Source organism: Candidatus Poriferisocius sp., from assembly GCF_965219775.1.
In the GTDB taxonomy this organism is placed as follows: Bacteria; Actinomycetota; Acidimicrobiia; order Acidimicrobiales; family Bin134; genus Poriferisocius.
In genome coordinates, this window is sequence record NZ_OZ244793.1 from 87,579 (window position 1) to 107,890 (window position 20,312).

At 69.0% G+C, this 20,312-nt stretch carries 21 protein-coding genes and 1 other RNA gene; 13 read left to right on the top strand and 9 right to left on the bottom strand.

Going from position 1 to position 20,312, the window contains the following annotated elements:
* The first annotated feature begins 97 nt into the window (after positions 1–97).
* From ACOQPQ_RS00425 to ACOQPQ_RS00460, 8 genes are all read left to right on the top strand, one after another.
* Positions 98–1,540, top strand: a complete 1,443-nt coding sequence (locus ACOQPQ_RS00425) for an ABC transporter substrate-binding protein (RefSeq protein ID WP_420637480.1) — start codon at positions 98–100, stop codon at positions 1,538–1,540.
* Between the two features lie 97 nt (positions 1,541–1,637).
* The gene (locus ACOQPQ_RS00430; RefSeq protein ID WP_420637481.1) at positions 1,638–3,224 is read left to right on the top strand and encodes a FadD3 family acyl-CoA ligase; all 1,587 of its coding nucleotides are present in this window, start codon (positions 1,638–1,640) and stop codon (positions 3,222–3,224) included.
* Complete coding sequence (locus ACOQPQ_RS00435; protein ID WP_420637482.1) at positions 3,221–4,000, top strand: sulfite exporter TauE/SafE family protein; 780 nt, start codon at positions 3,221–3,223, stop codon at positions 3,998–4,000. The genes ACOQPQ_RS00430 and ACOQPQ_RS00435 overlap by 4 nt, the downstream gene beginning before the upstream one ends.
* 45 nt (positions 4,001–4,045) lie before the next feature.
* Positions 4,046–4,327: a helix-turn-helix domain-containing protein gene (locus tag ACOQPQ_RS00440; RefSeq protein ID WP_420637483.1), complete on the top strand. Its 282-nt coding sequence runs from the start codon at positions 4,046–4,048 to the stop codon at positions 4,325–4,327.
* Positions 4,328–5,275 carry a PhoH family protein gene (locus tag ACOQPQ_RS00445; protein ID WP_420637484.1) on the top strand — a complete coding sequence of 316 codons (948 nt, stop codon included), beginning with the start codon at positions 4,328–4,330 and terminating at the stop codon, positions 5,273–5,275. It abuts the gene before it with no gap.
* Positions 5,272–5,817, top strand: coding sequence for an rRNA maturation RNase YbeY (gene ybeY, locus ACOQPQ_RS00450; RefSeq protein WP_420637485.1), 546 nt, complete (start codon positions 5,272–5,274; stop codon positions 5,815–5,817). The genes ACOQPQ_RS00445 and ybeY overlap by 4 nt, the downstream gene beginning before the upstream one ends.
* The gene (locus tag ACOQPQ_RS00455) at positions 5,814–6,668 is read left to right on the top strand and encodes a hemolysin family protein (protein WP_420637486.1); all 855 of its coding nucleotides are present in this window, start codon (positions 5,814–5,816) and stop codon (positions 6,666–6,668) included. The genes ybeY and ACOQPQ_RS00455 overlap by 4 nt, the downstream gene beginning before the upstream one ends.
* A 58-nt stretch (positions 6,669–6,726) precedes the next feature.
* Positions 6,727–7,332, top strand: coding sequence for a DNA-3-methyladenine glycosylase family protein (locus ACOQPQ_RS00460; protein ID WP_420637487.1), 606 nt, complete (start codon positions 6,727–6,729; stop codon positions 7,330–7,332).
* 14 nt (positions 7,333–7,346) lie between these two features.
* Here the strand turns inward: ACOQPQ_RS00460 and ACOQPQ_RS00465 are convergent, their stop codons facing one another.
* The gene (locus tag ACOQPQ_RS00465) at positions 7,347–9,173 is read right to left on the bottom strand and encodes a hypothetical protein (RefSeq protein ID WP_420637488.1); all 1,827 of its coding nucleotides are present in this window, start codon (positions 9,171–9,173) and stop codon (positions 7,347–7,349) included.
* A gap of 172 nt (positions 9,174–9,345) precedes the next feature.
* Between ACOQPQ_RS00465 and ACOQPQ_RS00470 the strand changes: the two genes are divergently transcribed.
* Positions 9,346–10,143 carry an SDR family NAD(P)-dependent oxidoreductase gene (locus ACOQPQ_RS00470; RefSeq protein ID WP_420637489.1) on the top strand — a complete coding sequence of 266 codons (798 nt, stop codon included), beginning with the start codon at positions 9,346–9,348 and terminating at the stop codon, positions 10,141–10,143.
* A 4-nt stretch (positions 10,144–10,147) separates the two neighbouring features.
* On the opposite strand, the gene ssrA is transcribed toward ACOQPQ_RS00470, so the two are convergent.
* Both ssrA and smpB read right to left on the bottom strand, forming a co-directional pair.
* Positions 10,148–10,536: a transfer-messenger RNA gene (gene ssrA / locus ACOQPQ_RS00475) on the bottom strand.
* A 99-nt stretch (positions 10,537–10,635) separates the two neighbouring features.
* Positions 10,636–11,154 carry an SsrA-binding protein SmpB gene (gene smpB / locus ACOQPQ_RS00480; protein ID WP_420637490.1) on the bottom strand — a complete coding sequence of 173 codons (519 nt, stop codon included), beginning with the start codon at positions 11,152–11,154 and terminating at the stop codon, positions 10,636–10,638.
* Positions 11,155–11,261: 107 nt separating this feature from the next.
* Between smpB and era the strand changes: the two genes are divergently transcribed.
* Positions 11,262–12,140 carry a GTPase Era gene (gene era / locus ACOQPQ_RS00485; protein ID WP_420640330.1) on the top strand — a complete coding sequence of 293 codons (879 nt, stop codon included), beginning with the start codon at positions 11,262–11,264 and terminating at the stop codon, positions 12,138–12,140.
* A 63-nt stretch (positions 12,141–12,203) separates the two neighbouring features.
* Here the strand turns inward: era and ACOQPQ_RS00490 are convergent, their stop codons facing one another.
* The gene (locus tag ACOQPQ_RS00490; RefSeq protein WP_420637491.1) at positions 12,204–13,010 is read right to left on the bottom strand and encodes an SDR family NAD(P)-dependent oxidoreductase; all 807 of its coding nucleotides are present in this window, start codon (positions 13,008–13,010) and stop codon (positions 12,204–12,206) included.
* An 86-nt stretch (positions 13,011–13,096) separates the two neighbouring features.
* On the opposite strand from ACOQPQ_RS00490, the gene ACOQPQ_RS00495 reads away from it, so the two are divergent.
* Both ACOQPQ_RS00495 and ACOQPQ_RS00500 read left to right on the top strand, forming a co-directional pair.
* The gene (locus tag ACOQPQ_RS00495; protein WP_420637492.1) at positions 13,097–13,969 is read left to right on the top strand and encodes an SDR family oxidoreductase; all 873 of its coding nucleotides are present in this window, start codon (positions 13,097–13,099) and stop codon (positions 13,967–13,969) included.
* Between the two features lie 13 nt (positions 13,970–13,982).
* Positions 13,983–14,930, top strand: coding sequence for an LLM class flavin-dependent oxidoreductase (locus tag ACOQPQ_RS00500; protein WP_420637493.1), 948 nt, complete (start codon positions 13,983–13,985; stop codon positions 14,928–14,930).
* A 52-nt stretch (positions 14,931–14,982) separates the two neighbouring features.
* Here ACOQPQ_RS00500 and ACOQPQ_RS00505 read toward each other — a convergent pair whose 3' ends face one another.
* Positions 14,983–15,609 (bottom strand): RDD family protein, encoded by a 627-nt coding sequence (locus ACOQPQ_RS00505; protein ID WP_420637494.1) that lies wholly within the window; start codon positions 15,607–15,609, stop codon positions 14,983–14,985.
* 60 nt (positions 15,610–15,669) lie between these two features.
* The gene (locus tag ACOQPQ_RS00510) at positions 15,670–16,881 is read right to left on the bottom strand and encodes an RDD family protein (protein ID WP_420637495.1); all 1,212 of its coding nucleotides are present in this window, start codon (positions 16,879–16,881) and stop codon (positions 15,670–15,672) included.
* Positions 16,882–16,987: 106 nt separating this feature from the next.
* Between ACOQPQ_RS00510 and ACOQPQ_RS00515 the strand changes: the two genes are divergently transcribed.
* Positions 16,988–17,890, top strand: coding sequence for an alpha/beta fold hydrolase (locus ACOQPQ_RS00515; RefSeq protein WP_420637496.1), 903 nt, complete (start codon positions 16,988–16,990; stop codon positions 17,888–17,890).
* A 78-nt stretch (positions 17,891–17,968) separates the two neighbouring features.
* On the opposite strand, the gene ACOQPQ_RS00520 is transcribed toward ACOQPQ_RS00515, so the two are convergent.
* Genes ACOQPQ_RS00520 through cofC form a run of 3 tightly spaced genes read right to left on the bottom strand, consistent with a single transcriptional unit; the run spans position 17,969 to position 20,312 of the window.
* The gene (locus tag ACOQPQ_RS00520; RefSeq protein ID WP_420637497.1) at positions 17,969–18,940 is read right to left on the bottom strand and encodes an NAD-dependent epimerase/dehydratase family protein; all 972 of its coding nucleotides are present in this window, start codon (positions 18,938–18,940) and stop codon (positions 17,969–17,971) included.
* A gap of 44 nt (positions 18,941–18,984) precedes the next feature.
* On the bottom strand, positions 18,985–19,713 hold the full coding sequence (locus ACOQPQ_RS00525) for a PIG-L deacetylase family protein (RefSeq protein WP_420637498.1): 729 nt from the start codon (positions 19,711–19,713) through the stop codon (positions 18,985–18,987).
* Between the two features lie 23 nt (positions 19,714–19,736).
* Entirely contained in the window at positions 19,737–20,312 is a 576-nt protein-coding gene (gene cofC / locus ACOQPQ_RS00530) for a 2-phospho-L-lactate guanylyltransferase (RefSeq protein WP_420637499.1), read from the bottom strand.

The following is a 20,312-nucleotide window of genomic DNA, read 5'->3' on the forward strand; positions in this document are numbered from 1 at the left end:
TTTGTGACAGCCGCCACTGGCTCCCCTACTATTGTCCCTCAGCCCAGTCATCGGAGGGGACATGAAAAAGTCATTGCTTTGGACATTGCTTGCGCTCGTGGCCGCGTTGGTATTGGTGGCCACCGCCTGCGGCAACGATGACGACGACGGCGGCGCGCCTGCGCCGACGGTCGCCGAAGAAGAAGCGCCCATGGACGATGCGGAGCCGATGGACGATGCGGAGCCCATGGATGACGCCGAGCCCATGGACGATGCGGAGCCCATGGACGATGCGGAGCCCATGGATGACGCCGAGCCGATGGACGATGCGGAGCCCATGGATGACGCCGAGCCGATGGATGACGCCGAGCCCATGGATTCGCGCACGTGGGGTGCCTTCACCTATGAGATCGACTTCGAGCCGTCCACCCGGGGGGTCACCGACGACACGGTGCGCATCGGCGCCATGACGCAGTCGGCCCTGTACGCCGGCTACGAGGACGGGGTCAACGCCCGCCTCCAGCGTGCCAACCGCGACGGCGAATTGCCCGGTGGTCGCAGCCTCGAGTTGGTGCAGTTCGTGGACGACGGCAGCGATCCGCAGGCCAACTTCGACGGCGCCCGCAGCATGGTGGAAAACGACGAGGTCTTCGGCATCGTGGTCACCTCGGCGGTCTCTTTGCCGCAGACCACCGACTACCTGCACGAGAACCAGGTGCCCTTCACCGGTTGGGGGTTCATGCCCGGATTCTGCGCTCCCAACGCCTGGGGCTTCGGCATGAACGGATGCCTCAGCGGCTACGCCTTCGGGGTGGAAGGGGCCGAACCGCTGGTGTCGGTGCAGCGTTTCTGGGCCGACTACTTCGGCACCGAGGACTTCACCGTCGGCATCTTCAACAGCGACGACGATGCCGGACGGGCCGGAGCCACCCTGTACGAGACGGTGTGGGGCGACCAGTTGGTGTTCAACGAGTTCGTTCCCACCGAATCCGCCGGTGGCATCACCGACCCGACCAGGTTTGTGAACACGGTGTTGGACACCGACCCCGACGTGGTGATCAACTCCACCGATTTCGCCGGAGCGATCACGCTCAAGGCGTCCATCTCCGCCGCCGGTTGGGACGGAGTGGTGGCCGACTACCTCACCTACGTGCCCGGGCTGCCGCAGCTCAGCCCGGACTTGGGCTTCGCCCTCGAAGGCGGGTACGCCGTGACCCAGGTGCCGCCGCTGGATTCGTCGCAGCCCGCCATCCAACAGCTCCTGGCCGACTTCGATGCGGTGGAGGCATTCCCCGGCTTCGGCAGCATGGTGGGCTATTGGTCGGCGGACTTGTTGGTGCAGATGATCGCCGCTGCCGGCGAGGATCTGAACACCGCCAGCTTCTACCAGGCGATCAACATCGATGGCTTCCAGTCGTCGCAGCAAGCCGGCGGGCTCGGTGAGGTGAGATTCCCGGCCGACCACGTCATCGCCCCCGACTGTGCGGGCATGGTGCAGGTGGTGGACGGGGAGTTCGAGGTGGCCTACCCGTTCGTCTGTTACGGCGAACCCGACCGGTAAGCCGGCCCACAGCAGCCCCAACAGCACAACTCAGGAAACAACCCGGTTGTCGGGGTTTGCCGGCCCTGGGGTGATCTAGGGAGCTAGGTTCGCGCCCGTGTCGGAGCAAGCCGTGGCCCCGTGGAGCACCATCTGCGAGCTGGTGGACGATGCCGCCCGCCGCTTCGGCGACCGGGAGGCCCTGGTGGACGGCGACGTGCGCTGGAGTTTCTCCGAGCTGCGTGATCGCATCCGGGCCTCGGCGCGGGCCTTGATGGCCTCGGGCATCGAGCCCGGCGACCGGGTGGCGGTGTGGGCCCCCAACATCTGGGAATGGGTGGTGGTCGGGCTGGGCATCCACCTGGCCGGGGGCGTGCTGGTGCCGGTGAACACCCGCTTCAAGGGGCGAGAGGCCGACTACATCCTCCAGCGGTCGCGGGCCCGGATCCTGTTCACCGTGACCGACTTCTTGGACACCGACTACGTGGCCCTGCTGCGGGCCGCCGACGGTGGGGCGTCCCTGGACGAGATCGTGGTGCTGCGGGGGACCGTGCCCCAAGGCACCACCGGCTTCGCCGAGTTCCTGGAGCGGGCCCAGCGGGTGGACGAGGCCGACGGCGACGCCCGGGCGGGCGCGGTGCGCGGCGACGACCTGTGCCACATCATGTTCACCTCGGGCACCACCGGCCTGCCCAAGGGGGCGATGCTCGTTCACTCGGCCATCTGCCGGGGCTTCAAGTCGTGGTGTGACGTGATCGGCCTGCGCGCCGGTGACCGCTACCTGATCGTCAACCCCTACTTCCACGCCTTCGGGCTCAACTCCGGCATCCTGGCCTGTCTGATGACCGGCGCCACCAACATTCCCCACGCGGTCTTCGACGTGCCCGCGGTGATGGCCCGGGTGCCCGAGGAGCGCATCTCGATGCTGCCCGGTCCACCGGCCATCTACCAGACCATCCTGAACCACCCCGACCTGGACAGCTTCGACATGTCCACCCTGCGCTTGGCGGTGACCGGCGCGGCGGCCATCCCGGTGGAGATGATCCACCAAATGCGGGACCGACTGGGGTTCGAGAACATCGTCACCGGCTACGGCCTGACCGAGGCGTCGGGCATCGCCACCATGTGCCGCCACGACGACGACGCCGAGACCATCGCCCGCACCTCGGGTCGGGCCATCCCCGATGTGGAGGTGCAGGTGGTGGACGACGACGGCGTCGAGGTGCCCCGAGGCGAGCCCGGCGAGATCGTGGTGCGGGGCTACAACGTGATGGTCGGCTACCTCGACGACCCCGAACAGACCGCCGAGACCATCGACGCCGACGGCTGGCTCCACTCCGGCGACATCGGGGTGATGGACGCTCAGGGCAACATCGACATCACCGACCGCAAGAAGGACATGTTCATCGTGGGGGGCTTCAACGCCTACCCGGCCGAGATCGAGAACATCATGCTGGCCCATCCCGGCATCGGCCAGGTGGCCATCTTCGGCATGCCCGACGAGCGCCTCGGCGAAGTGGCGGTGGCCACCGTGGTGCCCGCACCAGGCGCCAACCTGGACGAGGCCGAGGTCATCGCCTGGTGCCGCGACCAGATGGCCAACTACAAGGTGCCCCGCCGGGTGCGGTTCGCCGACGCCCTGCCGCTCAACGCCTCCGGCAAGGTGCTCAAGTACGTGCTGCGAGAGCAGGCATCCACCGAGTGAACCGCCCGCGGTGGGGGCCCGTCGGGGTCGGGGCGGCCACCGGCTTGCTGTCGGGACTGTTCGGGGTGGGGGGCGGGATACTCATGGTTCCCAGCTTGGTGCTGTTGCTGGGCATGGACCAGCGCCGGGCCCACGGCACCTCGCTGGGCGCCATGGTGCTCATCTCGGCGTCGGCCCTGGGCGGGTTCCTGCTGGAGGGTTCGGTGTCCTGGTTGCCCGGACTGTTGATCTTTGCCGGCTCGGCGGTCGGGGTCACCGCCGGAACCTCGCTGCTCAACCATGTTCCCGTCCGGTCGTTGCGCATCGGCTTCGCCGTGTTGCTGTTGGTCACCGCCGTGCGTTTCGTGGCCGTGGTGCCCGAGAACGACGGCCACGGCGACGTCACCGTGGCGGCGGCCTTGGCCTACGCCGCCTGCGGTGTGGCCACCGGACTGCTGTCGGGGGCCATGGGGGTCGGGGGCGGGGTGATCATGATCCCGGCCATGATCCTCTTCTTCGGCTTCGTGGACGCCACCGCCAAGGGCACCTCCCTGCTGGTGATCCTGCCCACCGCCCTGGTCGGCACGGCCCGAAACCGCCGATCAGGCAACCTCGATGCCAGGACCGCGCTGGTGATGGGGGCCTCCGGGGTGGCCTCCGCGTTTGCCGGCGCGCTGGGCGCCGGGCAGTTGAGCCCCCGGCTGTCGTCCGGCTTGTTCGCCGGACTGCTCATCGTGAGCGCCGTCCAGATGTTGCGCCACGCCAGAATTGAACCCGCGACCGACAAACCGTCGTAACCGTGTGTAAGGTGATTCCCGGCGAACGGGATAGAGTGTCGGTGGATGAGCGAGAAACAGATTGAGTGGTTGAACACCGAGACGGCCGCCAGGCGGCTGGGAATCACCACCAGAACGCTGTACCGATTCATCAACGAGGGCGGGCTGCCCGCCTACCGCATGGGTCGGGTGATTCGGGTGAAGCAGACCGACGTCGATGCCTTCATCGAGAGCAGCCGCATCCAGCCTGGTACCCTCAGCCACCTGTATCCCGATCCCATCTCCGCCCAAGACGCCCAGGAGGGCGGTGAATCGGGCGATGACAGCGACGTCGATGCCGTCCGCTGAATGACCACCGCCGCGCCGGTCACCATCGACATCCCCGCCAACGGGCTCATGGCCACCCTCTTGGGCGAGCGCGATCAACATCTTCGCCAGATCGAACAGTCGTTTCCCGACGCCGACATCTTCGTGCGGGGCAACCGGATCACGGTGTCGGGCCACGGCGCCGAGCGGGTGGCCGGCTTGTTCGACGAGATGATCCTGCTGGTGCAGGGCGGGAACCACCTGGACACCCGGACGCTGGGGCGGGCCATCCGCATGGTGGAGGACGACGAGAGCCCGTCGAGGGTGATGGACACCGACGTGTTGCGGTCGGGGCGAGGCCGGGCCATCCGCCCCCAGTCCGCCGGGCAACGCCGCTACGTGGACGCCATGCGGGCCAACATCATCACCTTCGGGATCGGGCCGGCCGGCACCGGCAAGAGCTGGCTGGCGGTGGCCATGGCCGTCCGGGCCCTCAAGGCCAACGAGGTGGAGCGCATCATCTTGACCCGGCCGGCGGTGGAGGCCGGGGAGCGGCTGGGATTTCTGCCCGGCGACATGATCGCCAAGGTCGACCCCTACCTGCGCCCCCTGTACGACGCCCTCTACGACATGCTCGACACCGAGGAGGTGCAATCCCTGGTGGATCGGGGCGTGATCGAGATCGCCCCGCTGGCCTTCATGCGGGGCCGGACGCTCAACGACAGCTTCATCATCCTGGACGAGGCCCAGAACACCACACCGGAACAGATGAAGATGTTCCTGACCCGCATCGGGTTCGGCTCCCGGGCCGTGGTCACCGGCGACGTCACCCAGGTGGACGTGGACCGGGGCCGCAGCGGGCTGGAATCCCTGGAGAAGGTGCTGGGTGGCATCGACGGCTTGTCGTTCGTTCACCTCACGGCGCGCGACGTGGTTCGTCACCGCATCGTGGCCGACATCGTGAACGCCTACGAGCGGGCCGAGCGGTGACGCCCGACGCCGATCCCGGTCCGAGACCCGGGCCGACGCCCGCCGATTCGGGCGTGGTGGCGGTGACCGACCGCCAAGGCGATCTGGCCTTGGCCACCGACCGCTGGGCCGAGCTGTTGCGCCGGGTGCTGGTGGCAGAGGGGGTGGTCGCTCCCTGGGAAGCCGGGTTGTGGTTCGTGGACGCCGACCGGATGGCCACGCTCAACGCCGACCACCGGGGGGTCGAGGGGCCCACCGACGTGTTGGCCTTCGGCGCCGACGACGGCAGCGCCCTGCGGGCCGACGGCGAACCCCGGCTGGTGGGCGACGTGGTGATCTGCCCGGCGGTGGCCGCCGCCAACGCCGCCGCCCACGGTCGGACGGTGGAGGACGAGTTGGCCCTGCTGGTGGTCCATGGCGGCCTGCACTTGCTGGGCTACGACCACGTCGACGACGGCGACGCCCGGCAGATGCAACAACGGGAACAGGAGTTGCTGGCCACGGCGCCGATGGCAGCGCCGGTGGCTGCGACTGCGGCGGGTGCTTCGGCGGGCCGGTCGTGAGCGTTCTGGGCCGCTTCGGGCTGGTGCGGCGGCTGGTGCAGGCGAGCTGGCGGCGCGAGGCCCCGCAGGTGTCCGAAGAGGAGCTGTTGGCCATGGCCGAGGCGGCCGAGGCCTCCGATGCCATCGAACCCGAGGAGCGGGAGCTCATCGGGCAGATCATCGAATTCGGCGACACCGTGGCCCGAGAAGTGATGGTGCCCCGCACCGACATGGTGGCCATCGGCGACCAGCATTCGGTGGGCGACGCCATCGGCGTGGTCATCGACCACGGCTACAGCCGGGTGCCGGTGTACGGCGAGGGCATCGACGACGTGGTGGGCGTGGTCCACGCCAAGGATCTGATGCGAGCCGAACGGGAACACGGCGTGGACTCCGCGGCGGTGGCCGTGGCCCGGACGCCTCGTTTCGTTCCCGAGACCAAGCGCATCTCCTTGTTGCTGCGGGAGATGCAGGCCGAGAAGTTCCACATTGCCATCGTGGTGGACGAGTACGGGGGTACCGCCGGTGTGGTCACCCTGGAGGACCTCATCGAGGAGTTGGTGGGGGAGATCGTGGACGAGTTCGACGTGGAGGAGCCCATGATCGAGCGGGTGGCCCCCGGTTTGGTGCGGGTGAACGGCCGGGTGCCCATCGACGAGCTGAGTGACGTGCTGGGCGCACCGCTGCCCAACGGCGACTGGGACACGGTGGGTGGGCTGATCTTCAACACGCTGGGCCACGTGCCCGACGAGGGGGAGACGCTGACCATGGACGGGTGGGAGCTGCGGGTGGAGCGGGTCACCGGTCGTCGCATCGCCCGGGTGGTCGTGAAGCCGGTGGGCCAACCCGCCGCTCGGCGCGACGACGGGTGACGCCGATCCCCGGCTGTCACTGTCGTCCCCGCCATTGCCGGATGTCATCGTGGGCCGAGTGAGCTTGACCGAGGCGGGCCGGGCCCTGGCCCGCCAGTCCGAGGTCATGGCCGGGCTTCAGGCGCGCTTCGGGCCGCCCCGGTTCGGACCCCAGCCCAAGGTGGGGGAGCGGTTCGAGATCCTGTGCGGGGAGATCGCCTACCAGCAGCTTGCGGGCAAGGCGGCGGCGGCCATCTGGGGCCGGGTGCGGTCGCTGAGCACGACCTGGGTGCCTGCTGCGGTGCTGGCCCTGGGGGAGGAGCCCCTGCGGTCCGCTGGCCTGTCGGGGGCCAAGACCCGGGCGATGCTGGACCTGGCCGCCCACTGCGAGCGGGGTTCGTTGAACCTGGCCGGGCTGGGGCGGATGTCGGACGAGGAGGTGGTCGCCCAACTCAGCCAGGTGTGGGGCGTGGGAGTGTGGACCGCCCAGATGTTCCTGATCTTCTCGCTCCGCCGGCTGGACGTGTGGCCGGTGGGCGATTTGGGAGTGCGCAAGGGGTACGGCCTGGCCCACGGCTGGACCGAACCCCCCACCGCCGACGAGCTGGAACCCCTGGGCGACCAGTTCCGCCCCTACCGCAGCGTGGCCGCCTGGTACTGCTGGCGAGCCACCGGGGAGTCCTAGGCCACCTCACCCCACTACACCGTCCGACAGCTCGCGACCCCGGTGTCGTCCACATTCCAACCGTCATCGTTGCCTGCTTGCACGTACAGGGTGGCGTGTTCTCCGAGGGGCAGGCCTTCGGACTTCGTAGTTCTGGCGTCGAAGGCCAACAACCAGGGATGGGCGGGGTCGTTGCGCACCCGGTAAGCGGTGGCCCCCTCCACCGTCCCCCACAACCAGACCAGCGAATTGGGCGTGGCCACGCACCACACGGTGGGGCCGACGGCCGGGGCGGTACGACACGTTCGGCTTCCCCTCGGACCGCTGTCCCACCCCTGCTCGCCACCCGCCTGCACAATGAGCATGGTCTCGGCATCGGGCGGCTGGTTGGCCACCCGCGCCGTGGTGGCAACCTGGGGCGACCATTCCTGTCCGTCCACGCTGACGTGGTACGTGGTGGCCCCCGGTATCGGATTCCACCTCCATTCCACAGAGTCCGACGTTGTTCGGCACCATATGGCAATGGTGTCTTCGTCGTCGGGGGGTGCGGCCACAACGGCCGACGTCCCCCCTGCGGTCACCCCGTACAGCATCACCGCCCCGGTGATCACGGCCAGAGCGGCAACCGATGCTCGGGCAACCACGGCTCGGCGAAGGGTGGGGGCGACTGCCACGGCGGCCACCGGCAGAACGGCGAGGCCGTAGCGCCCTGGCGTGAGGAAATAGCGGGACAGGGTGGAGTAGTTGGTGACCATGGTCAACACCCCCATGGCCAACATGGCGGTGAACACCCCCGCTACCAAGGCCCGATAGCGGGACTTGGCCGCCACCACGGCCACGGTGACCCCCAAAAGGGCCAGCAGCCCCACATCGGCGATGCCCGCCAGGGGAATCAAGGCACCACGGGGCAAGTTATCGGGTACCCAAGAATCCCGAAACGGGGTCAGCGTAGCCCGAAGCTCCTCGCCGAGTTCGGCCCACTGAAACGCGTCCACTCGTCCTCGACCACGTCCGAACACCGCCAGATCTCGCTCTTCGGCCAATTGCCGATGCCCCTGCCACAGCCGCCACGCATAAATGGTGGCCATCACGGCCGCGCCGGAAACCGACACCACCAGCAAGCGCTCTCGGGTGCGGGCGGGGTCCTGCGACCGGGTTTGCCACCACCGCACCGCCACGAAGACGGCGGCAGCACCCACGGCGGCGGCATTGGTGAGCTTCAGCGCCACCGCCGCTGCCGATGCGATCGGCACCAGCCACCAGGGCCATCGCCCCATGTCCCAGCGCATCAGGGCCACCACGACCAGGGCGCCTCCCAGCAACGAGGTGGCATCGGGGTTCACCATCGACGATCCGTGTACCACCGCCGGCGAAACCCCGAGCAACCCGACGACGGCTGCTTTGGTGGCCACCCCGGCCCCGGTCAGGCTGAGCGCGTGCCAGACCAGCGCCAATCCGGCCATCAGCCATACCACCCCCACCAGCCGGTAGGCGCTCAGCGCCGACCCGACCCCCGGCAGGCGCAGAATCCCCCCGCCGGCCAGCGCGGTCAGGGTGTAGTAGGCCGGGGGGTGAACGTAGGCCGTGTTGTAGCCGTTGGAATGCGACAGCGTCGGATCAGGCTGAGGGTCGCCGCAATCGGACAAGTAGCGGTAGCCCGGCTCCCAGCCCGGCAGGTCGATGCCTCGGCAGGTCACCACCTTCATGGCGTCGGTGCCGAAGTACTCCCCGGTGCGGACCCCGAGAGAAGGGGACTTGAGCACGTAGTCCAGGTGCTGCAGCTCATCCACTCGGGACAGCTCCGTGTGGTCCCGAACGTGGAGCGCACCGATGATCGCCACCACGCCGAGAACCAGCAGCAAGGCAAGCCCATTGGCGCGAGTCCGCCGCCGGACCGCTCCGAGAACTCTTCCAACCACTGATGCGGCCCCAAGACGCGCCACCCCCGGATTCACCGGTCGAAAGATACCCCTTGCCCCGTTCTCCCGCACCGCTCGGCGAGTGGGGGTCGGGGTACCATCCTGGTGACCGATCATGGCCGAGGAGGTTGTTTTGACCGAGAAGGAGAGTTTGTTCTCCCTGGACGGCAAGGTGGTGGTGGTGACCGGGGGGAGCCGGGGGCTGGGCCGGGAGATGTGCTTGAGTTTTGCCGAGCACGGTGCCCACGTGGTGGTGGCCAGCCGGAAGGGGGAGGCGTGCGAGGCGTTGGCCGTCGAGATCACCGAGCGCACCGGGCGGCGCGCCGTGGGGCTCGCCCTTCACGTGGCCCGCTGGGAGCAGTGCGAGCCGTTCGTGGATCGGGTGATCGACGAGTTCGGGGCCATCGACGTGTTGGTGAACAACGCGGGCAGCTCCCCGTTGTACCCCTCGCTGAGGGAGGTGAACGAGAAGCTGTTCGACTCAGTGGTCGGTCTCAACATGAAGGGGCCGTTTCGCCTGGCCGTGCTGGTGGGCGACCACATGGTGGAGACCGGCCGGGGTGGCAGCATCGTCAACGTGTCCAGTGTGGCCGCGGTGCAGCCGTCCAAGAACGAGGTGCCCTACGGTATGGCCAAGGCGGGCCTCAACAACCTCACGTTGGCGTTGGCCCGGGCTTATGGCCCCACCGTGCGGGTCAATTGCATCATGGCCGGGCCGTTTCTCACCGACGTGGCCGCAGCCTGGGACATGGAGGAGTTCAACAAGTCGGCCGTGCAGCGCATCCCTCTGGCCCGAGGCGGTGAGCCCCGCGAGGTGGTCGGCACCGCCCTCTACCTCGCCTCCGATGCCTCCAGCTTCACCACCGGCGCCATCATCAAAGTCGACGGAGGCATCGCCTGGTCCCCCGGTTGAGCGACAGTGGAGCTGGGGGGAATCGAACCCCCGTCCGCTGAGCGGCGTCCGGCTGTGGTACGACCATTCCCGGTGTGCGGCGTCAATGGCTGCTGCACCGCCGGGTCGGGTGGCCCCGGTCAGGGGGCCTGCCACCGGGACTGTTCCCCGGAGCCAGCGGTCTTTCCCGCCGTCAGTGGTCTGTCCCTACTGTCTCCACCGCTTCTGTTGCCGGGCTGCGATGGACCGGCCCCGCGTGCCGTTACCGGTCGCGGTGACTCTCTGGACCTGACGGGTCAGGCTGCGAGAGGGACACGGTCAGTGTCATTTGTTTGGTTGCCCCGTTTTGCGAGTCTGAGCAACTCGGGTCGCACAGCGCAGCCCCCGGTCTCAACGTCGAAACCGATCAGCCCCGTGTGCACGATTGTCAAGGTGCGCACCCATCCTACCGGTTCGGTGTGACACCGAATCCCCGAATTGGCCGCCCGGCCCTTCCGCCCGGGCCCTCGAGAGTCAGGGCCGGGAGTCGGTTGCCCCGGCGGTGGTGGCCCGTCCCAGGGCATGGCGGGCTTCCCGCTGGGCGTCCTGTTCGGCGATGGCCTGGCGCTTGTCGCCCTTGCGGCGGCCCCGGGCCAGCCCGATGAGCATCTTGGCCCGGCCTTGCTTGAAATAGAGCACCAAGGGCACCACGGTGAGGCGGTCCTGGTCGAGGCGGGCCTTGATGCGGTTGAGTTCGCCCCGGTGCAGCAGCAGCTTCTTGGGCCGGTCGGGGTCGTGGCCGGTGGAAGTACCGGCATGACGGTAGGGGGCGATGTGCAGCGACTGGAGCCACAACTCGCCGTCGTCCATTCGGGCGTAGGACTCGGCCAGCGTCACGGTGGACTCCCGCAGCGACTTCACCTCCGATCCCGCCAGCACCAGCCCGGCCTCGAACTCGTCGAGTATGTCGTAGTCGCGCCGGGCCCGCCGGTTGGTGGCCACCACCGTGGAGCCGTCCTGGCGACGTTGAGGTTGCCCCTTCGAGGTGGCCATCACCTCACGGTACCCGCCCAACCCGGCCAACAAACGGGCCATTCACCGGTAATCTGGGCGGCGTGGTCGACCGACCCGACGACGATGTCACCGAGCCACCTTCGGGAGTGGGCTCGCCCGAGGACGGCGATCAGGATCGGTGGGAGGGGTTTCGGTCGGGGTTCGTGACCCTGTTGGGTCGGCCCAACTCGGGCAAGTCCACCCTGGTCAACGCCATGGTGGGCACCAAGGTGGCCATCGTGTCCGACAAGGCCCAAACCACCCGCCACGCCGTTCGGGGCGTGCTGCACCGCGACGACACCCAGGTGGTGTTCGTGGACACGCCCGGCATCCACAAGCCCCGCACGGCCCTGGGCGAGCGACTGAACGCCACCGCCGCCGACGCCGCCGAGGACGTGGATGTGGTGTGCCTGTGCATCGACGCCAAGCGACCCCTGGGCCGGGGCGACCGATTCATCGCCGAGCGGCTCGGCCCCGACGCCATCGTGGTGGTGACCAAAATCGACGCCGCTCCCCGGTCCAAGGTGGTGGCCCAGTTGGCCGCCGCCGGTGAGCTGGGGTTCGCCGAGTATTTTCCCACCTCGGCCCGTACCGGCGAAGGGGTGGATGCGTTGGTGAACCGTCTGTGCGAGCTGATGCCCCCGGGCCCGCCGCTGTATCCGGCCGAGACGGTGCGCGACACGCCCGAGGCCCGCTGGGTGGCCGAGTTGGTGCGGGAGCAGCTCCTGGCCGTGGCCCGCGACGAGTTGCCCCATTCCATCAGCGTGGCGGTGACCGAGTGGGAGTGGCCCCGCATCCGGGTGGAGATCCTGGTGGAGCGCACCTCGCAGAAGCCCATGGTGATCGGCAAGCAGGGCTCGGTGCTCAAGGCGGTGGGCACCGCCGCCCGGGCCCAGCTCCCGCCGGGTGTCTACCTGGAACTGCGCGTCGGGGTGGAGAAGAACTGGCAGCGCCGCCCCGAGATGCTCGACCGCTTGGGCTACTGAGAACCGCCGGGCGGGCCCCGGCAGCCTCCCGGCGCCGGTGGCTTCGACGTCCTGGTCGCCGGGTTAGAACGTGGTGGTTTGGCCCCCGTTGGAGCGGAAGACGTTGCCGGTGGTGAACTTGCCGGCGTCGGAGGCCAGATAGAGCATGAGATAAGCTTGGTCCAGGGCCTCGCCGATGGCGCCGAGGGGGGACATGCCCCGGGCGTAGTCCAAGAACTCGTCGTAGGCCTCTTGGTTGAGGGTGCCGTCCTCGTTGTGCAGTCGCCAGGTGGTGAAGTTGGTGAGCGTGCTTCCGGGGGCCAGGGTACACACCCGAATCCCGTAGCGGCCCACCTCCAGGGCCAGGGTGCGGCCCAGCATGGCCACCGCGGCCTTGGTGAAGGCGTACACCCCGATGCCCTCGTAGGCCAGGTCGATGGCCCCCGACGACACGTTCAGGATCACGCCGCCCCCGTCGTTCTTCATGGCCCGGATGGCCGCCTGACAGCCGTAGAGCACCCCCTTGAGGTTGAGGTCGATGCCCCGGTCGATGTCGTGGTCGGTCAGATCCTCGATGAGACCGGGGGACATGGCCCCGGCGATGTTGGCGATGACGTCGAGCCCCCCGTAGGCGGACACCGCCCGGTCGACCAGGGCGTCCACCTCCGCCCGGGAGGTGACGTTGCACGCCTGGGCCGCGGCCTCGCCGCCATCCTCACGGATGCGCTTGGCGGTGTTCTCCGCCCCCTCGCCGTCGAGGTCGCCGCACACAACCTTGGCCCCGGCGGCGGCAAACAGCTCGGCGGTGGCCTCGCCGATGCCCGAGGCGGCCCCGGTGATCACCACCACCTTGTCGTCCAGCCGGAATGCGTCCAGTGCATCTGCCTTCATCGGATCCTCCTGTTACCTTGGCGGCTGCTGCAGTCAATCAACCGCTGCGGGCCGGGCCCGCGAGCGCAATGCATCAGGGAGCAATCATGGCAGATGGGGTGAAGGGATACGGAGTGCTGGTGAGCGGCGGGGGTACCGGTATCGGTCACGCCTGTGCGGCGGCGCTGGCCGCCGACGGCGCGGCGGTGACCATTTGCGGTCGGACCGAGTCGAAGCTGGCCGACTCCGCCGAGCGCATCGAGCAGGTGGTGGCCAACGGGGGCAGCATCGCCTACGTGGTGGCCGACGTGACCGACGAGGCTTCGGTGGCCGCCGCGGTGGCCGCGGCCGCCGAGCCCACCGGGACCCTCAACGGGGTGGTGGCCAACGCCGGCGGGGGCGGGGGCATGGGCCCCTACCATCTGCAGGACACCGACGAGTTCCTCCGGGTGCTGCACCTGAACGTGCTGGGCACCATGCTCACCATCAAGCACTCGGTGCCCCGGATGCGGGCGGCCGGAGGCGGCTCGTTCGTGGGCATGTCGTCGATCGCCGGCCACGTGACCCACCCCTACTTCGGGGCCTACACCCCCGGCAAGGCGGGCATCGAGGCCATGATGCGCAACGCTGCCGACGAGTACGGCGAGGCCGCTATCCGGTTCAACGCCATCCGCCCCGGCTTCATTGCCACAGAGATCATGGAGGGCATCCCCCGCGACGGCGAGGTGTACGACAGCTACATCGAAAACACCCCCATGGCCGACGTGGGTCTGCCCGAGGACGTGGGCCATCTGGCCCGGTTTCTGATCGGCCCGGAGTCGCGCTGGATCACCGGTCAGTGCATCAACGTGGACGGGGGCCACAGCCTGCGGCGGGGTCCCGATTTCTCCCCGTTCATCGCCCCGGCCCTGGGGCCCGACGTGATGCTCGGCGATCTGCCGTCGTCCGCATCGGCCCCGGCGCCCGGCGTGCGAGGCTGACAGAGGGGGTTCGGTGAGCGCCGGGCCGCTGGCCTCAGGCTCGGTGTCGCTGCGGCTGTACGCCCACGACGGCCCGGCCCCCGAGCAGCTCGAGGAGATGCGCGGGTTGGCCCGCCGGGCGGTGGAGGTGGGATACGACGGGGTGATGGTGTCGGAGCACCACGCCGGCTTTCCGGGGTATCTCCCCAACCCCCAGCAGATGGCCGGGTACCTGCTGGCGGCCATGCCCACCGGCTGGGTGGCACCCTGCCCCCTGTTGTTGCCCATGAAGCCGTGGGCCCTGGTGGCCGAGGAGCTGGCCTGGTTGGCCGCCGCCTTCCCCGGACGGGTGGGAGCGGGGTTCGCCGCCGGGGCGCTGCCGGTGGACTTCGAGCTGGCCGAGGTGCCGTTCGACGAGATCGGCCCCCGGTTCAAGCAGGCCCTGCCCCTGGTGGTGGCAGCCCTGCGGGGCCAGGCCAGCGGGCCGCTGGCCGACGACCGGGCCATCGCCGCCTGCGCCGAGCACCCGGTACCCATGGTGGCCGCCGCCCAGTCGACGGCCGCCGTGCGCCGGGCCGCCGGTCTCGGGCTGGGCATCCTGTACGACAGCCTGCAGGCCGTGGATCACGTGAGGGTGCTGTCGGAGGCCTACGACGAGGCCGGGGGAGCCGGGCCCAAGATTCTCATCCGGAGGGTGTGGATCGGCGGGCCGCCGGGGGAGGCGGTGCGCAACCAGCTCGACCTTTATCGCGGCTACACCTCGTCGGGAACCATGGCCCGCTGGGATGAGGGGGCCAACACGGTGCTGGCCGACGACGCCACCGAGGCGGCCGATCGCCTGCAGGCCGACCTGGAGGCCACCGGTGCCGACACCGTCAACCTCCGCATCCACGTGGTCGGGCTGTCACCGGCCTACGTCCGCCACCAACTCGACCACCACGGGGAACTCGTGGCCCGGCTGAAGGCAATGATGGCCGACTAGTGGTCCGCCACTGCCGGCAAGCCGCAAATCGGTGCGCCAGTGGGCGCGTCCATTATTTCTGGGGCCGAAAGAGTTCCGCAGGATCGTGGATCACCACCGTCTTCAGCATCTTGTCCCAAATTGCCTGTCGCTTCTCCGTGGAGAGCACCATGATGGCGCTGACCAGCGTCCAGAGAAGACCTGCGATCACCAGAAACGGGAGGAGACCCAGAACGAAGGGAATGGCGGTCTTGAGGATCCACTCACGAACGAACATCGAGCCCCAACTGGCTGCTCGTCGATTCTCGAGGCTGATCACCCGCATCTTGAGCACCTGCTTGGCCGGGGTTTGCCCCCGGGAATAAACGATCAGCGACCATATCAGCCACCCGACGAACAAAGTGACGAGGGCCAGCACGCCTTCGAGGAGGTAGGCGCCGAAGCGTCGCCAGCGAGTGGCCAGCATCAGCACCGGATTGGGGGTGCTGGGTTGGGCGAATGTCGCTGACCCTTCCGGGCTCATGGTCGGTGGGGGGGCCGTCGACGGGGGCGGCACCGGAGGCATCTCCGCCTCGGCCCGATCGACCGGGTCGGTGGACTGCACGCCGTCGTCGGCCACTTGGTCAGTCCACTGCTGGCCGTCGAACCACCGGTACTGGTGGCGTCCGGTGGGGTCGGGCTCCCAAGAAGAAACGCTCATGAAACCCGAAGACTAATCGCCCACCGACATCCGCCCCGGTTTGTCACCCCAATCCCCAGATCACTTCACCACCACGAACGTATCGGCCTGCTTGTCGTGCCAGCCCTGGTGTTCGTTGCCCCAGGTGGGCGAGAGATAGCACAACAGCGAGAACAGCCAGCCGATCACGGGCACAATCAGCGCCAAGCCGGGCAGCGCCCACCGGCCAAATGACGTTGCCGATCCAGGGGCGCTGCCGTCGCTGGACCGGACGACCTGGATGCCCATGGCCATCTTGCCCAGGGTCTGACCCCAAACGGCCGTCATGACAACCTCGTAGACCAAGCCGGTGGCGACTGCCGGCAGCAACAGGAGAAACAAGAAGGAAGTCGGTGAACGGTTGACGTCGAGAACCACAAAGATCACCACCGTGGGGATCAGCAGCACGGCCCAGATCAAGACCATGACTTGCCAGTCGACGATGCGGGCACCGAGGCGAGCCCCCGGTGTGGCCAGCAGCACCGGTTGCCCCGATGCGGTTCGGCCCCACCGGGCCCTCGAATGGCTTGCCCGGTCGGTGCGCACCACCATGGTGCCGGCCACGTGGTCGTGCCACCCCTTGCGGTCGCGGCCCCAGGTCAAGGACAGGTAGCAGACGTAGACGAGCAGCCAGCCCACCACCGGCACCAAGGCCACCAGGCCGGGAATTGCCCAGCGGCGCAGTGCCTTGCGGAACCCGGGTAAGGCACCGCTCTCCGCGGCCACCACCCGAATGCCCGCGGCCATCTTGCCCGGGGTCTGGCCCTTGGTGGCGATGAAGCTCACCTCGTAGACGAGGAAAATCACAGTAGCGAAGAGGAAGAAGAACCAGTCAAGCCCCGAGGTCGGCCAACCGATACCGACGGAGGTGTCCGCCCAGAAATCGCTCCACGTCTCCACTTCTTCGTTATCGAATCCATCCTGAAAGTCGGCCGCCAAGACCAGCGGCAACACAACGGGCAGGGCGATGAGGGTGAGCAGCAACCCGTCGATGAGAAAGGCGCCCAGGCGGGCACCGGGGCTGGCCAGCGTCACGGTTTGGCCATCCCCGAGGGTGGCCTTTCTGCCGGTGAGCTGGGTGGCGTCGTATCGGGCCGACGCCCCTTCAGTGGGGGCAGGCAAGTCGTCGAGTCCGGCGTCCGGGTCGCTCGCAGCTACCCCGTCATCACCCACGTGGTGGGTCCACCGTTCGCCGTCCCACCAGCGGTACTGGTGGCGACCGGTGGGGTCGGGTTGCCATGATGACGGGGCCACGGGTTCACCCTACTGGCCGCCGGTGACAGCTAGGTCGTTGTCGGGGCCCCTCGGTGGATCGCCGAGGCCAACCCATTGCCGAGCATCAACGAACGGGGGTCAGCGAATGGACGCATACGACGAGTTCTCGATGCTGGGGGACAACGCCGCCGAGGTGGGGTTGGGGTGGGACGGCCCGCCGTCGGTGGTGCGGCGTCGGGTGGAACTGCCCAGCGGGCTGGGCTTGAGCGCCATCGTGTGGGGCGACGGGCCCCCACGGGTGGTGTTCGTCCACGGCGGGGCGCAGAACGCCCACACCTGGGACACGGTGGCGCTGGCCCTGGGCGAGCCCGCGGTGGCCATCGACCTGCCCGGTCACGGGCATTCCGACTGGCGTCCCGACCACGACTACTGGCCGCCGTCCATGGCCGAGGACGTGGCCGTGGCCGTGCGCCGGCTGGCCCCGGAGGCCGAGTTGGTGGTGGGTATGTCGCTGGGCGGGCTGACCGCCATCTGTCTGGGGGCCCGACACCCGGAGTTGGTGCGGTCGCTGGCGGTTGTGGACGTGACCCCCGGCACCGACCACGCCAAGGCAGAACCCATCGTGGAGTTCATCTCCGGCCCGCAGACCTTCGACAGCTTCGACGACATCCTGGCCCGGACCGTGGAGTTCAACCCCACCCGGTCGGAATCGTCGCTGCGCCGGGGCATCATCCACAACGCCAAGGAGCTGGCCGACGGGAGCTGGACGTGGCGTTGGGATCCGGTGCGCGACTGGAAGATGACCGGTCCCGATCGTCCCGGCGGCAGCCCGGAGTTCTCCGAGCTGTGGACTGCCGTGGGCCAACTGCGGTGCCCGGTGGTGCTGTACCGGGGAGCAGACTCGGGGGTGGTGGGAGACGAGGACGTGGTCGAGCTGTGCCGCCGTCAACCCGATGCCGAGGTGGTGGTCGTGGCCGGGGCCGGCCACAGCATCCAGGGCGACCAGCCGGTGGAGCTGGCCCGCCTGCTGGCCGCCCGCCTGGGCTGATCAGAGTCGCCGCGGCCCTGGCTGTCCGCCTGGGCGAATCGGAGCCTCAGTGACCGTCTCAGCCGCTGGGCGGGCCCCCTAGTCGTTGCCGTAGGCAGCGGTCAACCGCTCCCCACCGCCGATGTCGGAGGCGGGCCGGCCACCGGGATAGCGGGCCTCGTACACCCCGGACATGCCATCGCGCCACGGCACCCGGCAGGGCCCGGTGAGTTCGATCCGACGGGTGGGGTCGGCGATGTTGCCCGGCTGTGAGCCGGGAAACTCGTCGTAGATGACCTCGGGCTCCCGGCCCGACAGCTCTCCGAACAAATCCACCCAGTCCTCGGCGGTGACCGCCTCGTCGCCTCCCCAATTCACCACCGTGGCCGGCACCGACGCCGCGGCCAACAAGGGCTCGACCTGCTCGTTCATGTCGTCCTGATGGATGGGGCTGTAGGGCGACGGCGCCGGGGCCCGCAGCCGCACCGGCTGGCCCGCCATGATCCAGTCCAGGTGATAGGCGGCCAGACCGCCGTTGGGGCCGTAGCTGGCGTTGATGCGGGCGACGGTGGTGGGCAGCCCCAGGGCTCGGGCCATGGTGCGGGCCACCGCCTCCTCGCTGATCTTGGACATGGAGTAGGTGGGGGCGTGGACCGCATTGGAGTCGCCGAGTCGGTCGGTCTCGGTGTAGTGGTGCCACGGGTCGGGCTGTGGGTGGTACACCGAGCAGGTGGAGGCGATCAGGGCGGCCTTGGCCTTGGAGCAGTGGGCCATCAACAGGCCGGTGCCCTCGGCGTTCACCCGCAGGGCCCAGTCGTAGTCGAGGCCGGGACTCTGATAGGCGGCCATGTGGACCAGGTAGTCGAAGTCGTCGGGCAACAAGGAGAAGTCCCCGTCGGCCACGTCCACCACCTCGGTGTGGACCCCGGCGGCCTCCACCCGCTCTCGGCTGCCCTCGGCGCTGAACCGGGCGATGCCCCACACCTCGTTGTGCTCGGCCAGGTAGGCGGCCATGGGAAAAGCGATCTGTCCGGTCATGCCGGTGATGAGGATCTTCTGGTCTTGCAGCATGGGGAATCTTTAGCAGGTGGCGATCGGCCACGTCAGGCTAGTGGCTAGAGATCGTCGATCAGCTTGAACAGCTCGGCGGAATCCAACCCGGCGGACGCTCCCGCGTCAGCCAAGCGGTCGCCCACCCAGGCGTGCAGGCGGGCCCGGTCGGCCGCGTCGGGCTCGGGAGGAAGGTCGAGGGTGGTCTCGTACTGGCTGACGAAGGCCTCCAGCGCGGTCGCCTTGGCCGACGCAAAGCCGGCGGCGTCCTCGGCGTGGTCGGGCTCGTCGGCCTCGAACAGCAACAGGGCGTCCGGCCGGTGGGGTTCCAGGCCCAAGTCGGGAAAGAAGTGCGGGTCTCGGGCGGCCACGATGCCGTCGACGGTCAGCCAGCCCGCGTGACGGTGGTCGGGGTGCAGCCGCCATCGCCGCCACGGATCGTGGCCCAGCACCACGTCGGGGCGCAGGGTCCGGATCCACGACGCCACCTGTCGGCGGGGCTCGGGTCCCGACGCCAACTCCCCGTCGACCCAGCCCAGGAACACCACCTCGCCGGTGGCCCCCAGCCGCCGGGCCGACTCACGCTGCTCTCGCTGGCGAACGGCCACCAGCTCCTCCAGGTCGGCGTTGGGATCCCAGGTGCCCTTGGAGCCGTCGGTACACACCACCAGGCTCACCTCGCTTCCGGCGGCCGCCCATTTGGCCAGGGTGGCCCCGGCGTTCAGCTCGATGTCGTCGGGATGGGCCCCGATGGCCAGCGCCCGCTCGGGCCGGGCCAGGTTGCGCGATCTCACCGCCGGGCTTGTCGCCGTTGGCGTCACCGCATCACCGCCAGCTCGTCCAGGTCGGCGGGCAGGTCGATGTCGAGGCCCAGGGCCGGGTCCCGCAGGATGCGCAGGCTGCGCCCCAGTCGCTGGGCCTCGGCCAGGTGGCGGGCGAACGAGCCCTGGCCGTAGGCGAACCCGAAGGGGCAGTCGCCAGGTAGGGCGATCACGTTGGTGCCGTCGTCGTGCCGATCGGGCACCAGGGTGATGCCGGGCCAGCGGCCCAAGGGAGCGAGCGGGCCGGCCCGCGGCAGGTCGCCGTGGGCCACGATCACCCGGTCGAAACCGGAGGCCGACAGATGATCCACCCCGCTGCGTACCGCGCCGTTCAACCCGGTTCCGGGACGCCACACCACCTCGGCCCCCACCGACGCCGCCCACTCCCGTACCTCGGGGTGGTCGCACACCACCGCCACCGGCAACGGCCCGGCCGACCGCACCACGTGGGTGGCCATGTCACGGGCCAACGCCGCCCGCTCCGCGGCATCGAGGGCCGGGGCGAGGCGGAGCTTGGCCTCGGCGAACGCCTTCACCGGGATCAACACCGCCACCGAGGGCTCCGGGCTCAC

Excerpts from the sequence above, each read along its gene's own strand:
- ACOQPQ_RS00440 (WP_420637483.1), top strand. The coding sequence starts at position 4,046 with ATGAGCGAGAAACAGATTGAGTGGTTGAACACCGAGACGGCCGCCAGG.
- ACOQPQ_RS00445 (WP_420637484.1), top strand. The coding sequence starts at position 4,328 with ATGACCACCGCCGCGCCGGTCACCATCGACATCCCCGCCAACGGGCTC.
- ACOQPQ_RS00470 (WP_420637489.1), top strand. The coding sequence starts at position 9,346 with ATGGCCGAGGAGGTTGTTTTGACCGAGAAGGAGAGTTTGTTCTCCCTG.
- smpB (WP_420637490.1), bottom strand. The coding sequence starts at position 11,154 with ATGGCCACCTCGAAGGGGCAACCTCAACGTCGCCAGGACGGCTCCACG.
- ACOQPQ_RS00490 (WP_420637491.1), bottom strand. The coding sequence starts at position 13,010 with ATGAAGGCAGATGCACTGGACGCATTCCGGCTGGACGACAAGGTGGTG.
- ACOQPQ_RS00495 (WP_420637492.1), top strand. The coding sequence starts at position 13,097 with ATGGCAGATGGGGTGAAGGGATACGGAGTGCTGGTGAGCGGCGGGGGT.
- ACOQPQ_RS00505 (WP_420637494.1), bottom strand. The coding sequence starts at position 15,609 with ATGAGCGTTTCTTCTTGGGAGCCCGACCCCACCGGACGCCACCAGTAC.
- ACOQPQ_RS00515 (WP_420637496.1), top strand. The coding sequence starts at position 16,988 with ATGGACGCATACGACGAGTTCTCGATGCTGGGGGACAACGCCGCCGAG.
- ACOQPQ_RS00520 (WP_420637497.1), bottom strand. The coding sequence starts at position 18,940 with ATGCTGCAAGACCAGAAGATCCTCATCACCGGCATGACCGGACAGATC.